At 73.9% G+C, this 14,235-nt stretch carries 12 protein-coding genes; 9 read left to right on the forward strand and 3 right to left on the reverse strand.

Features of this window, described 5'->3' with window-relative positions:
* Positions 1-12 precede the first annotated feature (12 nt).
* Positions 13-2,058, reverse strand: a complete 2,046-nt coding sequence (locus ABZ312_RS35600; RefSeq protein ID WP_500439507.1) for an MDR family MFS transporter — start codon at positions 2,056-2,058, stop codon at positions 13-15.
* A gap of 187 nt (positions 2,059-2,245) precedes the next feature.
* On the opposite strand from ABZ312_RS35600, the gene ABZ312_RS35605 reads away from it, so the two are divergent.
* The 9 genes from ABZ312_RS35605 to ABZ312_RS35645 all read left to right on the forward strand — a co-directional run bounded on the left by ABZ312_RS35605 (position 2,246) and on the right by ABZ312_RS35645 (position 12,360).
* On the forward strand, positions 2,246-3,229 hold the full coding sequence (locus ABZ312_RS35605) for a peptidoglycan-binding domain-containing protein (RefSeq protein WP_500322126.1): 984 nt from the start codon (positions 2,246-2,248) through the stop codon (positions 3,227-3,229).
* 59 nt (positions 3,230-3,288) lie between these two features.
* Positions 3,289-3,912, forward strand: a complete 624-nt coding sequence (locus ABZ312_RS35610) for a hypothetical protein (RefSeq protein ID WP_500322128.1) — start codon at positions 3,289-3,291, stop codon at positions 3,910-3,912.
* Between the two features lie 178 nt (positions 3,913-4,090).
* On the forward strand, positions 4,091-4,753 hold the full coding sequence (locus ABZ312_RS35615) for an HAD-IA family hydrolase (protein WP_500439508.1): 663 nt from the start codon (positions 4,091-4,093) through the stop codon (positions 4,751-4,753).
* Positions 4,754-5,609: 856 nt separating this feature from the next.
* Positions 5,610-6,368, forward strand: coding sequence for a Mut7-C RNAse domain-containing protein (locus ABZ312_RS35620; protein WP_500322393.1), 759 nt, complete (start codon positions 5,610-5,612; stop codon positions 6,366-6,368).
* 248 nt (positions 6,369-6,616) lie between these two features.
* A complete protein-coding gene (locus tag ABZ312_RS35625; protein WP_500439509.1) occupies positions 6,617-8,887 on the forward strand; it encodes a sensor histidine kinase in 2,271 nt (756 codons plus the stop codon).
* Positions 8,884-9,333: a roadblock/LC7 domain-containing protein gene (locus tag ABZ312_RS35630; protein ID WP_500322132.1), complete on the forward strand. Its 450-nt coding sequence runs from the start codon at positions 8,884-8,886 to the stop codon at positions 9,331-9,333. Before ABZ312_RS35625 ends, ABZ312_RS35630 begins: the two co-directional genes overlap by 4 nt.
* Positions 9,330-9,731: a DUF742 domain-containing protein gene (locus tag ABZ312_RS35635; RefSeq protein WP_500322134.1), complete on the forward strand. Its 402-nt coding sequence runs from the start codon at positions 9,330-9,332 to the stop codon at positions 9,729-9,731. The genes ABZ312_RS35630 and ABZ312_RS35635 overlap by 4 nt, the downstream gene beginning before the upstream one ends.
* Positions 9,732-9,913: 182 nt before the next feature.
* Positions 9,914-10,585 carry an HNH endonuclease family protein gene (locus tag ABZ312_RS35640; protein ID WP_500322135.1) on the forward strand — a complete coding sequence of 224 codons (672 nt, stop codon included), beginning with the start codon at positions 9,914-9,916 and terminating at the stop codon, positions 10,583-10,585.
* A 113-nt stretch (positions 10,586-10,698) separates the two neighbouring features.
* Positions 10,699-12,360 carry an alkaline phosphatase D family protein gene (locus tag ABZ312_RS35645; RefSeq protein ID WP_500322137.1) on the forward strand — a complete coding sequence of 554 codons (1,662 nt, stop codon included), beginning with the start codon at positions 10,699-10,701 and terminating at the stop codon, positions 12,358-12,360.
* 72 nt (positions 12,361-12,432) lie between these two features.
* Here ABZ312_RS35645 and ABZ312_RS35650 read toward each other — a convergent pair whose 3' ends face one another.
* On the reverse strand, positions 12,433-13,227 hold the full coding sequence (locus tag ABZ312_RS35650) for an ABC transporter permease (protein ID WP_500322139.1): 795 nt from the start codon (positions 13,225-13,227) through the stop codon (positions 12,433-12,435).
* The gene (locus ABZ312_RS35655) at positions 13,224-14,228 is read right to left on the reverse strand and encodes an ATP-binding cassette domain-containing protein (RefSeq protein ID WP_500439510.1); all 1,005 of its coding nucleotides are present in this window, start codon (positions 14,226-14,228) and stop codon (positions 13,224-13,226) included. Before ABZ312_RS35655 ends, ABZ312_RS35650 begins: the two co-directional genes overlap by 4 nt.
* Between the last annotated feature and the right edge of the window lie 7 nt (positions 14,229-14,235).

Below are 14,235 nucleotides of genomic sequence, written 5' to 3' on the forward strand. Positions count from 1 at the left end.
CGCCCCGGCTGCTCACGCCGCGGGGCGGTGGGGGCCGGGGCGGTCCTGGTCCTGGCCGCAGAGTTCGGTGGTCAGACGGGTGAGCAGGGCGGCCAGGTCGGCGTGGCGTTCGGGGTTCCAGTCGCCCAGGAGTTCGGCCAGCACCTTGCGGCGGGCCTCGGTGAGCAGGGCCACGACCTCCTGACCGCGTTCGGTGAGGTACAGCGGGTTGCCCCGGCGGACGGCGTAGCGGTGTTCCTCGACCTCGAAGGCGGCGCCCTCGATGACCGTGTACGGCACCGTGGTCTGCAGGGCGAGGTCGACGGGGTCGGCCGAGCCGGTGCGGGCGATGTACAGCAGCAGCCAGGCGGAGGCGGGCTGGAGGCCGAGGCCGGTCAGCGCGGTGATCCGTACGTACAGGTCGCGGCGGGCCTCGCGGCTGCCGAGGACGCTCAGGCCGCGGGCGATCTCGTCGAGGGAGGAGCGGTCCACGGGGTTGGTGCCGATCGTCTCGCTCGCGTCGGGCACGGTGAGGGTGCGCCGCAGCGGCTGCTCCTTCAGGAACCAGGCCAGGACGAAGGCCAGCGTGCACACCGGTACCGCCCACAGGAAGACGCTGGTGATGGCGGTGGAGTACGCGTGCAGCACGGGGTCGCGCAGGGACGGCGGGAGCTGCCGCACGCCGCGCGGATCGGACTGGATCATCGCCGGGTCGAAGCCGGGCGGCAGGGTGAGCCCGGCGAGGGCGGCGGTGACCTCGCGGGCGAGGTTGGTGGAGAAGATGGTGCCGAAGATGGAGACGCCGAAGGCCGCCCCGATGGAGCGGAAGAAGGTGGCGCCGGAGGTGGCCGCGCCCAGGTCGGCGTAGCCGACGGCGTTCTGCACGACGAGGATCAGCACCTGCATGACCAGGCCGAGCCCGAGGCCGAAGACGAGCAGGAACAGGCTCAGCGCCCAGACCGGTGTGGTCTCGTCCAGCCGGTGCAGCAGGACCAGCCCGACGATCGTGACGGCGGTCCCGGCGATCGGGAAGACCTTGTAGTGGCCGGTGCGGGAGACGACCTGGCCGGAGGCGGTGGAGGCCACCAGCATGCCCACCACCATCGGGATCATGTGCACGCCGGACCAGGTCGGCGAGTAGCCGTGCACGACCTGGAGGAAGGTCGGCAGGAAGGTCAGCGAGCCGAACATGGCGAAGCCGACGACGAAGGAGATCACCGAGCACATCCAGAAGGTGCGGATGCGGAACAGCCGCAACGGCAGCACCGGTTCCTCGGCCCGCCGCTCGACCAGGACGAAGGCCGCGACCAGCAGCACGCCGAGCACCGCGAGCCCGACCACCTGCCAGGAGCCCCAGGCCCAGGTCGTACCGCCCAGTGAGGTCATCAGCACCAGGCAGGTCGCCGCGGCCGCCACCAGCACCATGCCCCCGTAGTCGATGCGGTGCGTGGTCCGCCGCACCGGGATGTGGAGCACGGTCGCGATCACGGCGAGCGCGACGATGCCCAGCGGCAGGTTGACGTAGAACACCCAGCGCCAGCTGAGGGTGTCCACGAACAGCCCGCCCAGCAGCGGCCCGAGCACGCTGCTCGCGCCGAACACCGCCCCGAACACGCCCTGATAGCGCCCCCGGTCGCGCGGCGGCACGATGTCGCCCACGATCGCCATCGACAGCACGATCAGTCCGCCGCCGCCCAGGCCCTGCAGCGCGCGGAAGGCGATGAGCTCGCCCATGCTCCGGGAGAGGCCGCACAGCGCCGAGCCGATCAGGAAGATCACGATGACGGACTGGAAGAGCTTCTTCCGTCCGTACATGTCGCCGAGCTTGCCCCACAGCGGGGTGGCGGCGGTGGAGGCCAGCAGGTAGGCGGTGACCACCCAGGAGAGGTGCTTCAGCCCGCCCAGGTCGCTGACGATCGTCGGCAGCGCGGTGGAGACGATGGTCTGGTCGAGGGCGGCGAGCAGCAGACCGAGCGCGAGCGCGCCGATCGCGACGTGGACGGACCGCTTGTCGGTCACTTCCGCCGGGCCGTCCGCCATGGCCCGCCCTGCGGGGGAAGTGGTGTCGTCCTGCGCCATACGGACTCGTTCCGCTCGGGCACCGGGGCTCCGGTACCGCGTTCACGTCACTTCCTTATAAATATTCACACCCTTTCCACAAGATTGGCTCCGTTTGTACGACCGTCGGGAACGGAGGCGCCTGGGCACCGGGCATGCGCGGTCTGCATAATCACTGCGACTGTCAGGGGATGGGGAGGGGGCGCCGGTGGCGTCTGACAAGCCGGCATCACCGGCTTCGCAGGAGGAGCACGAGTACGAGTCCCTCCGGGTACGGCCGTACGTGCCGGGACCGGAGGAGTACGCGGACGCGGAGGAGGCCGTCCCGGCCGCCGTGGCGGCGGGGGCCGCCAAGGCCTTCCCACCGCAGGACGCGGACCCGCCGACCGCGCCCATGGCGCCGGTGCCACCGGAGGAGGCCGCGGGGGCCGCGGAGCCGGAGGAGGACACCGACGTCATCGACCTCGGCACGGTCTCCTCGGACCGGCTGCCGGTGCCGGTCGCCGCCGCGTCCCGTGAACTGGTGCCCTACCCGTCCCGTGCCGTGAGCAGGCGCCGTGCCGGGGCCCATCGCCGCCGCCGCGGTGCGCTCGTCGCCGGCGCGGGCATCGGGGCGGTCGGCCTCGCCGTCGGCGCGGTCTTCCTCACCGCCCAGCTGACCGGCCTGCCGGACCGTACGGAGGCGGCCCCCGACCAGGGCGCCTCCGAACCGGCGGTCGAACTGCCGTCCTCCGCGCGGCCCTCGGCCTCCGCCTCGCGCTCGGCCTCGCCCAGCGCCACCCCCTCCACGCTCGCGTCCGCGAGCGCCTCGGCCTCGGCCACGACCGGTGCCCCGACGCCCAGCGCCGCCACGTCGCAGCCGACGGCGTCCGCCAGCGGCCAGGTCTCCCAGGCGCCCAGCTCCGCAGCGCCGCCGCCCGCGCCCGCGACGCTGCAGCGCGGTGACAGCGGACCCGCCGTCGTGGACCTCCAGAACCGTCTCAAGGCGGTGCGGCTCTACTACGGCCCCGCGAACGGCGAATTCGACCGGAAGGTCGGCGACGCGGTGGCCCGCTTCCAGTTCTTCTACGGGGTCAAGGGCGATCCGCAGGGCGTCTACGGGCCCAACACCCGGGCGGCCCTGGAGGCGAAGACCGGCGCGACACCGGACCCGGACTCCGACGGCAACGGGAACGGGAACGGCTGGGGCTGACCGGCTTCCGTCGTCCGTGAGCGCCCGCCCCGGGACCAGGTCCCGCGGCGGGCGCCGCCATGTCCGGCCCCGGGGCGCTCCGGCAGGATGGGGGCGTGGCGATCGACGACTTCGGCCCCAGGGGCTTCCAGCTCGTCCTGCTGCGGCGCATGGCCGACCACCGGCCCGAACTGGTGGAGGAGGCGCTGCGCACGCTCGGGGCGAGCCGTACCGAGATGCGGGAGGCGAACCGCCGCTGGCAGGCCTGGGGACACGCCAAGGGCTTCCCGCGCGGCGAGCGCCGCTACCGCGCGGTGCTCGGGCCGCCCGAGGCGGTGCTCCGGCGGAAGGTGGGCGACCTGACCTGCCCGGCGCTGCTGTGGCCGGTCCCGCTGTGGCCCACCCTGCGGTTCGAGGTGCTGTGCGCCCCGGGCGGCGGGGCGGTCTGGAACGAGTGGCTGGTCCGCGCCCCGGGGGAGCAGGGGCCGCAGCTGTCGGGCCTCGACGACCTCGCGCCGTGGTCCTGCACCGTCGACGAGGTGGCCCGGGCGTTCCCGCCCGCACGGCCCCTGGAGGGCGACGCCCCGACCCGCTGGCGGCTGGAGTTCACCGACCCCCAGGCCCTGCCGGGGGCCGGCCGCCGGACCGCCGGCTTCACCTACGGACTGCTGCAGTACGTGGACGGGGCGGGCGACGCGTCCTGAGGTCCGCGGGGCCCGTGAGGCGGGGCGTGAGGCGGGGCCGGCCCCGGCGGCGGCCGCGTTCGGGCACCCCCCTGGCGGAACCGCCGCACGGTTTTGTATCGTGTAGGAACAAAGTGGCTCCGCCCGTTTCCCCTGACCGGCGGGCGGGCCACTTGATTTGTCCGTCCGAGGGAGTTCCATGCTGTCGCCGTCCACCGTCGTCCCCGCCCGCGCCCTGCTGCTGGACATGGACGGCACGCTGGTCAACTCCGACGCCGTGGTCGAACGCTGCTGGCGCCGGTGGGCCGCGACCCACGGGCTCGACGGCGACGCCGTGATGAAGGTCGTCCACGGCCGCCAGGGCTACGCCACGATGGCGGTGCTGCTCCCGGACCGCCCGATGGCGGAGAACCACGCCGACAACGCCCGCATGCTCGCCGAGGAGACCGCCGACGTCGACGGCGTGGTCCCGGTCGAGGGCGCCCCGGCCTTCATGGCCGCGCTGCAGGGCCGCCCGCACGCGCTGGTGACCTCCGCGGACGAGGCCCTCGCCCGGGCCCGCATGGAGGCCGCCCGCCTCCCGATGCCCGCCGTCATGGTCACCGCGGAGCGCGTCAGCGCCAGCAAGCCGGACCCGGAGGGCTTCCTCAAGGGCGCCGCCGAGCTGGGCTTCGGCCCTGAGGACTGCGTGGTCTTCGAGGACTCCGAGGTCGGCATCGCGGCCGCGAAGGCCGCCGGCATGCGGGTGGTCGGTGTCGGCCCCCGCGCCGCGGCCCACGAGCCCACGGTCCACGTCGACACCCTCGCCCAGGTCCGCGTCGAGGCCGCCGCCGACGGGACGTTCCTGCTCGGTATCGGCTAGCGCCTCCGACCCGGGGTGCCCCTTGCGGCCCGGTGGTCGTGTGCGGGTGCGTTGTGGTTGCGGGCGGCTGCGCCGGGCTGCCCGGTGGTTGTTTGTGTGCGGGTTGTTTGCGCCTGCGGCGGGCGTCCCCCCGCCCGCCCTCCCTCCCCCAGCCTTCGGCCGGGGGGACCCCCATCCGGCGCGGTCAGTGCGGGCCTGCGCATCGTGTGCCTGGGTCGGGGCCGCGCCGGCGCACGTCCTCAGCGCTCGCGGTTTACGTCCGCATCATTCGGCGCCGGGTTCCCCGCTCGTCGCTTCCGGGCGCACCCCGCCACACCCCCTCCCCTTGTGTGGGCGCATGACGGCCGGTGGGGGGTCAGTAAGGCACCTGCGGCAACCCCGGACCGCTCTCCGAACCCTCACCGGCCGTTAGTCGCCCCAACCGGCAGGAGGGGGTGTGGCGGGGTGCGCCCATGGGGGTCCCCCCGGCCGAAGGCTGGGGGGGAGGGAGGGTGGGCGGGGGATGCCCGCCCAGGCGCACACAACCCGCACCCGCAGCAGGCCGCACCCGTAACGGACCCCCGTGCTGCCCGGCGCCGTCTGGACGTGCGCGACCTCGTGGACGTCCACATCCGCGCGATGGCCTCGCCGCAGGCCGCGGGCGAACGCTTCCTGGCCACGGGCGAGTTCCGCTGAATGGCGGACATGGCCCGCACCCTGCGCGAGGGGCTCGGTGAGGACGGCCGCAAGGTGGCCACCCGGCAGGCGGTGCCGGACCGCGCCCGGAGCCCCGTCGAGCACGGCGCGGTGTGACCCGCCCGGGGAAATCCCCGTGTGCCCTGCGCCGCCGAGGTGACATCCTGGCCGGGTGAGCGGTGTGAACGGACCCGAGATCGGCATCAGCTTCGCCTCCGCGCTGCGGCTCTTCGCCGCGGCGCCACGACGGGAGGGGCGGACCACCGTCGTCACCGACGGGGTGTCCACGCTGGGACACGTCGTGGAGTCGCTCGGCGTCCCGCTGACCGAGGTCGGCCGGCTGCTGGCGGACGGCCGCGAGGTCCCCGTCTCGTACGTCCCGGTCGCCGGCGTGCACGTCGAGGTCGAGCCCGTCAGGCGGCCGCAGTCCGTGCCGGGGGCGCCGCTGCGCTTCCTGCTCGACGTGCACCTGGGCACGCTCGCCCGGCGGTTGCGGCTGCTGGGGGTCGACGCCGCGTACGAGAGCGAGGACATCGGCGACCCCGCCCTGGCCGCCCGGTCGGCCGCCGAACGGCGGGTGATGCTCTCGCGGGACCGCGGCCTGCTGCGCCGCCGGGAACTGTGGGCGGGCGCCTACGTCTACAGCGACCAGCCCGACGAGCAACTGCGCGACGTGCTCGGCCGGTTCGCCCCCGTCCTGGAGCCCTGGACGCGCTGCACGGCGTGCAACGGGCCGCTGCGGGAGGCCGACAAGGACACCGTGTGGGAGAAGCTGGAGCACGGCACCCGGCGCAGCTACGACGTGTTCGCGCAGTGCGTCGTCTGCGAGCGCCCGTACTGGCGCGGCGCGCACCACGCCCGGCTGGACGCGATCGTCCGGGACGCGGTGGGCGAGTTCGGCGGCGGCTCCGCCGTGCCGTCGGGGGCCGGGGGTTCCTGAGGGTCGCGGGCGGCTCCGGCGTCCCGCGGTGGGGACAAGTGCCCCGAAGGCCCACAAGCCGCGGCAACTGTGAGCCATGGCACAGCGCTTGCACTTCACGATTCGTCCCATCGGCTACTCACCGGTAGAGGCCGTCGCTACGGTACTGCGCAACCGGTTCCGCCGAGCGGAACGTAGTCGTACGGGCGCGTAGCGTGTCCCGCGCGGCGGGATCCGGCTGTCCACCGTCCGAGCAGCCTGGAGAGTGCATGCGTCGCCGTCCCGGCAGCCGCACAATCCGCACCCGGATCCTCGCCCTGGTGCTGATCCCCGTCGTCGTCCTCGTCTCACTGTGGACCTTCGCCGTGGTCTCGGTGACGGGCGAACTGCGCGACCTCATCCGGCTGCAGGCCGTCTACGTCCACTACGGGACCCCGGTCGACACCGCCGTCGGCCAGATCCAGGTCGAACGGCGGCTGTCCGCCGCGTACCTGGCCTCCGGGAGCAGCCGGAGCGCGCTGGCCGACCTCACCGGGCAGCAGCGGCACACCGACGAGGTGATCGCCGCGATGCGCGCGGCGATCGGCGACCGGGGCGAGCGCGGTGACCTCAGCGCCGGCCAGAGCCGGGTGCTCACCCGGGCGCTCGCCGCCGTGGACCGGCTGCCCGCGCTGCGCCGCGACGTCATCGCCGGGCGGATCGACTGGGCGCGCGCCGTGGACCGCTACACCGACGTCGTCCTGCCCACCTTCGAGGTGCAGACCGGCCTGACCGCCCTGCAGAACGGGCAGCTGGCCCGCGAGGCGCAGAACGTCGCCGGGCTCGTCCGGGTGCGCGAGTTCGTCTCCCACGAGGACGCGCTGGTGACCGGAGGACGGGTCGCGGGCGGCTTCACCACCGACCGGTTCCGCCGGCTGGCCGCCACGATCGAGGACCGCCGGGTCTTCCAGCGCACCTACGTACCGCCCCTTCCCGCCGACTCGCGTGCCCTCTTCCGGGAGTTCGAGCGCGGGCCGCTCTACCGGTCCCTGGTCGAGGGCGAGGACGCCCTGCTCCGGGCCGGCGCGACCGGCACCGGCAAGGTGCTGGTGAGCGCGTCGTGGCGGCGGACCATGGACGACGCCGTCCGCAGGTACATGCTGCTGTGCACCGACGCGGCGAAGAACGCCGCCGCCCGCGGCCGGGACTTCGCCCGGCGGGAGCTGCTGTACGCGGGTGCCGCGGGCGGCGCGGGACTGCTCGGCGTGGGACTGTCCCTCTGGTTCTCCGTCCGCACCGGGCGCCGGATCACCCGGCGGCTGGAGGAACTGCGGGACGCCGCCGACACCCTGGCGGTGCGCCAGCTCCCCGAGGTGACCCGGCGGCTGGGCGCGGGCGAGCAGGTCGACGTGGCCGCCGAGGCGCCGCCGCTCGCCTTCGGGCGGCCGGAGGACGACGGCTCCGACAGCGCGGGCCCGGACGAGATCGGGCAGGTCGGCCGCGCGCTGAACGCGGCGCGCCGGGCCGCGGTCGAGGCGGCCGTCCGGCAGGCCGACCTGCGGCGCGCGATGTCGGCGCTGTTCCTCAACATCGCCCGCCGCAACCAGGCGCTGGTGCACCGCCAGCTGAAGCTCGTCGACACCCTCGAACGGCGCACCTCCGACCCCGACGCGCTCGCCGAGCTGTTCCGCATCGACCACCTCACCACCCGCATGCGCCGCCACGCCGAGGGCCTGATCATCCTCTCCGGGGCCGCGCCGGGACGCGTCTGGCGCAAGCCGGTGCCGATCGTCGACGTCGTCGGCGCGGCGGTCGGGGAGGTCGAGGAGTACGCGCGCGTGGTGGTGCCGCCCATGCCGGAGGTCGGCGTGGTCGGCGAGGCCGTGGTCGACCTGATCCACCTCATCGCCGAACTGGTCGAGAACGCCACGGTGTTCTCCCCACCGCGCACCCAGGTGACCATGCGGGTCGGCGAGGCCGCGCACGGCTTCGCCCTGGAGATCGACGACCGCGGCCTCGGCATGGACGCCGACGAGCTCGAACAGGCCAACGCCACGCTCCGGCACGCGGAGGACTTCGACCCGGCGCGCAGCGAACGGCTCGGCCTGTACGTCGTCGGCCGCCTCGCCCACCGGCACGGCGTCGAAGTGACGCTCACCCGCTCCCCGTTCGGCGGCACCACGGCGGTGGTCTTCCTGCCGGGGCCGGTGCTGGCGCCCGTCACCGCCGGGGCGGGTACGGAGTCCGGGCCGGAGCCCGTGGCGGAGCCGTCCGGCCCGCTGCCGCGGCGCAGGCGTGAGCCGGCCACGCGGGCGGTGCCCGGGCCGGTCCCGGCCGTGCCCACGGCTCCCGGGACCGGCGCGGCGGCGGCGCTGCCCACACGGGTGCGCCAGGCGAACCTGGCCCCGCAGTTGCGCGCCGGGGCGGACGATCCGGAGGCCGGGCGCGAGGTCACCGGCGCCGGCCTGTCGCCGGAGCAGATGGGGGCGATCTTCGGGGCCTTCCAGCGAGGGCTGAACCGGGGACGCGACGGTGCGGGAGAAGGAGGGGCAGGGACATGACTGACGCCGAGCCGTCCGGCACGGCACATCCCGAGGACGCCGGGGCCGCCGAGGGTCTGGACTGGCTGCTGGACGACCTGGTGGACCGCACGGATCACGTGCGCCAGGCCGTGCTGCTGTCCGGGGACGGGCTGGCGACGGCCTCGTCCAAGGGGCTGACCGGCAAGGACGTCGACCATCTGGCCGCGGTGTGCTCCGGTTTCAACGGCCTGGCCAAGTCGGCCGGCCGGTCGTTCGCGGTGGGCGGGGTCCGCCAGGTCATGGTGATGCTGGACGACGCCTACCTGTTCGTCACCCCGGCCGGCGAGGGCAGTTGCCTGGCGGTCCTGTGCGCCTCGGGCGCGGATGTCGGGCAACTGGCCTACGAGATGGGCCTGCTCGTCAAGCGCACCGGACGGCACCTGGCCACTCCCGCCCGCGCGGCGGACGATCCGGGCGAGGAGTGACCCGGCGCGCCGAGGGCGGCGAGGACCGCTGGTACGACGAGGAGTCCGGCCCGATCGTCCGTCCGTACACCGTGACCGGGGGCCGTACTCGCCCCGACACGGAGCGCTCCTTCACGCTGATGGACCGGGTCCGGGCCCTGGACGAGCCCACGGGCCCGCGGGCGCACGGGCTGGTCGACCACGCGCGCGCCTCCCTGCTGGAGCTGCTGCGCCGTCAGGGGCCGCTGCCCCTGGTGGAGCTGGCGGCCGACGCCGACCTCCCGGTCACCGTGGTGCGCGTCGTGCTCGGTGACCTGGTCGACGCCGGGCTCGCCCGGGTGGACCCGCCGCCGGCCGCCGCCGGGCGGCCCGACGCGGATCTGCTGCGCGAGGTGATCCGCGGGCTGCGCGCCCTGTGAGGGCGGGTCCCCCGCGCCGGCCCGCGGGGGAGGAGGCGCGGATCCGGTGCGGTCCGACCTCTAGACATGACGTGTCCATGTCGCCAACCTGTTACCTGCCGCTCGTCCGGCAGAAACGTCCCAGCAGAAGGATGGCCGACGGTTCCAGCGGCCAAACACCCCCACACCCAAGGGAGTTCCCTATGTCCCGGATACGCAGTGCTCTCGCGCGGCGCAGTGTCTACGCGCGTCGACGCCTGGGTCTCCTCGTGGCGCTCACCAGCCTGTTCGCCGGCTTCGCGACCCTGAACGGCCCCACCGCCCAGGCGGCGCTCCCCACCCCCGTCAGCGCCGCCACCGCCCGTACCTACCTGGCCTCGCTCAGGGTCGCCACCGAGAACCGCACCGGATACAACCGCGACCTGTTCCCCCACTGGATCACCATCAGCGGCGCCTGCAACACCCGTGAGACGGTGCTCAAGCGCGACGGCAGCGGCGTGGTCACCGACTCCTCCTGCGCCGCCACCAGCGGCAGCTGGTACTCCGTCTACGACGGCGCCACCTGGACCGCCGCGTCCGACCTCGACATCGACCACCTCGTGCCCCTCGCCGAGGCCTGGGACTCCGGCGCCTCCGCCTGGACCACCTCCCAGCGGCAGGCCTTCGCCAACGACCTCACCCGCCCGCAGCTCATCGCCGTCACCGACAACGTGAACCAGGCCAAGGGCGACCAGGACCCGGCCACGTGGATGCCGTCCCGCACCGCGTACGCCTGCACCTACGTGCGCGCCTGGGTCCAGGTGAAGTACTACTACAACCTGGCGGTCGACTCCGCCGAGAAGAGCAAGCTCAGCAGCGTCCTCAGCGGCTGCTGACGGTGCGTCCCGGCCCCGCCCGGCCGCCGGGACCGCGGCCCGGGCGGGGCCGGGAACTCACGCCTTCCCTCCGACGTCCACAACTCACGACGACGGAGGGAAGGCCGACCGCCATGGCAGAACTGCGCCTGGGCCCGCTGCTGAGATACGTGGACGAGGACACGGCCACCGTGTGGGTCGAGGCGGACCGCCCCGCCACGGCGACCGTCGCCTGCGAGGACGGGGCCACCGGCAGCGAGCGCACCTGGCAGATCGCGGGCCACCACTACGCGATCGTCACCGTGACGGGGCTGCGCCCCGGCACCTCCACGCCCTACCGCGTCCTCCTCGACGGGCAGCAGGTCTGGCCGCTGCCCGGCTCCCCGTACCCGCCCAGCACCATCCACACCGCCGGGCACGACGGGGACGGCGGGGAGGACGGACAGCCGCTGCGCGTCGCCTTCGGCTCCTGCCGCTGGGCCGCGCCGCCCCCGGACGAACCCGACCCCATCGGCCCCGACGCGCTGGACACCCTCGCCCACCACATCGGCTCCGGCGACGCGCCCCGCCCCGACCTCCTGCTGCTGCTCGGCGACCAGATCTACGCCGACGAGACCTCCGCGGCCACCCGCCGCTGGCTCGCCCGGCGCCGCGACCTGGACGAGCCGCCCTGGGACCAGGTCGCCGACTACGAGGAATACACCCACCTTTACTACGAGTCCTGGCTCGACCCGGACATCCGCTGGCTGCTGTCCACGGTGCCCAGCTGCATGATCTTCGACGACCACGACGTCATAGACGACTGGAACACCTCCCACACGTGGCGCAACACCATGCGGGAGACGGCCTGGTGGCACGAGCGCGTCACCAGCGGCCTCACCTCGTACTGGGTCCACCAGCACCTCGGCAACCTCACCCCCGCCGAACTCGCCGCCGACAAGCTCCTCGCCGCGGTGCGCGCCGCCGAGGACGGCACGGAGACCCTGCGCGCCTTCGCCGCACGCGTGGAGGCCGACCCGGCGCACACCCGCTGGAGTTACCGCCGCGACCTCGGACGCACCCGCCTGCTCATGGTCGACTCACGCGCCGCCCGCGTCCTGGACGAGCACGACCGCGCCATGCTCGACCCGGCGGAACTCGACTGGCTGCGCCAGAACGTCCGCCCCGACGGCAGCTTCGACCACCTGCTCATCGGCACCTCCCTGCCCTGGCTCCTCCCGCACGCCGTCCACGACGCGGAGGCGTGGAGCTCCGCCCTCTGCGGCGGCAGCCGCGGCCACCGCTGGACGCACCGCGGCGAACGCCTGCGCCAGGCCGGCGACCTCGAACACTGGTCGGCCTTCCCCGACTCCTTCGACGCCCTCGCCGGGCTCCTCACCGACGCCGCCGACGCCCCCGAGGCCCCCGCCACGATCTGCGTCCTGTCCGGCGACGTCCACCACGCCTACACCGCCGAGGCCCACCGGCCCGGCACGCCGCTGCGCTCCCGTCTGCTGCAACTGACCTGTTCGCCGGTCCACAACACGATCCCCGGCTTCATGCGCCTCGCCTTCCGCTTCGCCTGGACGGGCCCCGCCCGGCTCATCGGCCGCGCCCTCGCCCGTCACGGCCGCGCCGGCACCCCGTCGCTGCGCTGGCGCAAGACGGGCGGCCCATGGTTCGGCAACCAGCTCATGACCCTGTCCCTGCGCGGCCGCGCCGCCGCGCTCCGGCTGGACCAGACCCGGGCCCCCAAGGGGACGGCACGGCGGGCGGAGTTGGTGACGGTGATGGACACCCACCTCACGACGGACTGAGCAGGGACGCGTAATCCGAGCAGAGGGCCCCGCGCGGCGCGCGGGGCCCTCCGCCGTGGTGCGTGCACCGGATCAGAAGGTGCTGGTGCTGTTGAACCTCGCGGTGGACCAGCGGTAGCCGAGGACGGTGAGGCCGGCGCACCAGGCGGCGGCGATCCACCCGTTGTCGCCGATGCCGGTGCCCAGGAGGAGGCCACGGAGGGTCTCGATGGCGGGGGTGAAGGGCTGGTACTGGGCGATGGGCCGGAACCAGCCGGGCATGGAGTGCAGGGGCACGAAGGCGCTGGACAGCAGGGGGAGCAGGATCAGGGGGGTGGCGTTGTTGCTGGCGGCCTCGGCATTGGGGCTGACCAGGCCCATGCCGACGGCGATCCAGGTCAGTGCGGTGGCGAAGCCGACGAGCAGGGCCAGGGCGGCGAGCCATTCCAGGGGGGTGGCGTGGGTGGAGCGGAAGCCGATGGCGACGGCGACGGCGGCGACGAGGACGACGCTGAGGACGGATTGCAGGACGCTGCCGATGACGTGTCCGACGATCACGGAGCCGCGGTGGATGGCCATGGTGCGGAAGCGGGCGATGATGCCTTCGGTCATGTCGTTGGAGACCGAGACGGCGGTGCCGATGGTGGTGCTGCCGATGGTCATCAGGAGCAGGCCGGGGACGAGGTAGGCGATGTAGGCGGAGCGGTCGGGGGTGCCGCCCGCGATGCCGGCGCTCATGGTGTCGCCGAAGACGTAGACGAACAGCAGGAGCAGCATGATCGGGGTGAGGAGGAGGTTGAGGGTCAGGGAGGGGTAGCGGCGGGCGTGCAGGAGGTTGCGGCGCAGCATGGTGGAGCAGTCGCGCAGGGCGTGGGTCGATGTGCTCATCGCAGGGCCTCCGTGGGCTGGTGGGGGACGGTGGCGGTGTCGCCGGTGAGGGCGAAGAAGACGTCGTCGAGGTCGGGGGTGTGGACGGTCAGCTCGTCGGCGTGGACGGCGGCGGCGTCGAGCCGGTCCAGGAGGGTGCGCAGGTCGCGTTGGCTGCCGTCGCTGGGCAGTTGCAGGGTCAGGGCGTCGTCGTCGCGGGCCGCGCCGGGCAGGGCGGTGGCGGCGTGGTGGTAGGCGGTGGGGTCGGTGAAGCGCAGCCGGATGTGGCCGCCGGGGATGAGGCGTTTGAGTTCGTCGGGGGTGCCTTCGGCGGCGATGGTGCCGTTGTGGAGGACGGCGATCCGGTCGGCGAGTTCGTCGGCCTCCTCCAGGTACTGGGTGGTGAGGAAGACGGTGACGCCGCCGGTGACGAGTTCGCGGATGATCTGCCACATGGTGTGGCGGGAGCGGGGGTCCAGGCCGGTGGTGGGTTCGTCCAGGAAGATGATGCGGGGGTCGCCGACCAGGGTCATGGCGATGTCCAGGCGGCGTTTCATGCCGCCGGAGTAGGTGGCGGCTGGCTTGCCGGCGGCCTCGGTGAGGTCGAAGCGTTCCAGCAGCGCGGCGGCCACCCGCCGTCCCTCGGCCTTGGACAGGTGGTGCAGGTCCGCCATCAGCAGCATGTTCTCCTCGCCGGTGATCAGCCCGTCGACGGCGGAGAACTGCCCGGTGACCCCGATCGCGGCACGCACCGCCTGCGGATCGCCGGCCAGGTCGTGGCCGGCGACCTGGGCCTGCCCGCCGTCGGCGGCGATGAGCGTGGACAGGATCTTCACCGCGGTGGTCTTCCCCGCCCCGTTCGGACCCAGCAACGCGAACACGGATCCGGCCGGGATGCGCAGGTCGATGCCGTCGAGCACGGTCTTGTCGCCGTAGGACTTGCGCAGACCGATGGCGGAGATGGCGGCGGGTGAGGCGTGACGGTCACCTTGCCTGGGCGTGGGCATGACAGATGAAGGCATGGGGCCC

It is taken from the genome of Streptomyces sp. NPDC006207, from assembly GCF_040613835.1.
GTDB lineage: Bacteria > Actinomycetota > Actinomycetes > Streptomycetales > Streptomycetaceae > Actinacidiphila.

Coding starts and splice junctions, on each gene's coding strand:
- ABZ312_RS35640 (WP_500322135.1), top strand. CDS start 9,914: ATGTCCCGGATACGCAGTGCTCTCGCGCGGCGCAGTGTCTACGCGCGT.
- ABZ312_RS35610 (WP_500322128.1), top strand. CDS start 3,289: ATGTCCGGCCCCGGGGCGCTCCGGCAGGATGGGGGCGTGGCGATCGAC.
- ABZ312_RS35650 (WP_500322139.1), bottom strand. CDS start 13,227: ATGAGCACATCGACCCACGCCCTGCGCGACTGCTCCACCATGCTGCGC.
- ABZ312_RS35655 (WP_500439510.1), bottom strand. CDS start 14,228: ATGCCTTCATCTGTCATGCCCACGCCCAGGCAAGGTGACCGTCACGCC.
- ABZ312_RS35645 (WP_500322137.1), top strand. CDS start 10,699: ATGGCAGAACTGCGCCTGGGCCCGCTGCTGAGATACGTGGACGAGGAC.
- ABZ312_RS35615 (WP_500439508.1), top strand. CDS start 4,091: ATGCTGTCGCCGTCCACCGTCGTCCCCGCCCGCGCCCTGCTGCTGGAC.
- ABZ312_RS35630 (WP_500322132.1), top strand. CDS start 8,884: ATGACTGACGCCGAGCCGTCCGGCACGGCACATCCCGAGGACGCCGGG.
- ABZ312_RS35600 (WP_500439507.1), bottom strand. CDS start 2,058: ATGGCGCAGGACGACACCACTTCCCCCGCAGGGCGGGCCATGGCGGAC.
- ABZ312_RS35625 (WP_500439509.1), top strand. CDS start 6,617: ATGCGTCGCCGTCCCGGCAGCCGCACAATCCGCACCCGGATCCTCGCC.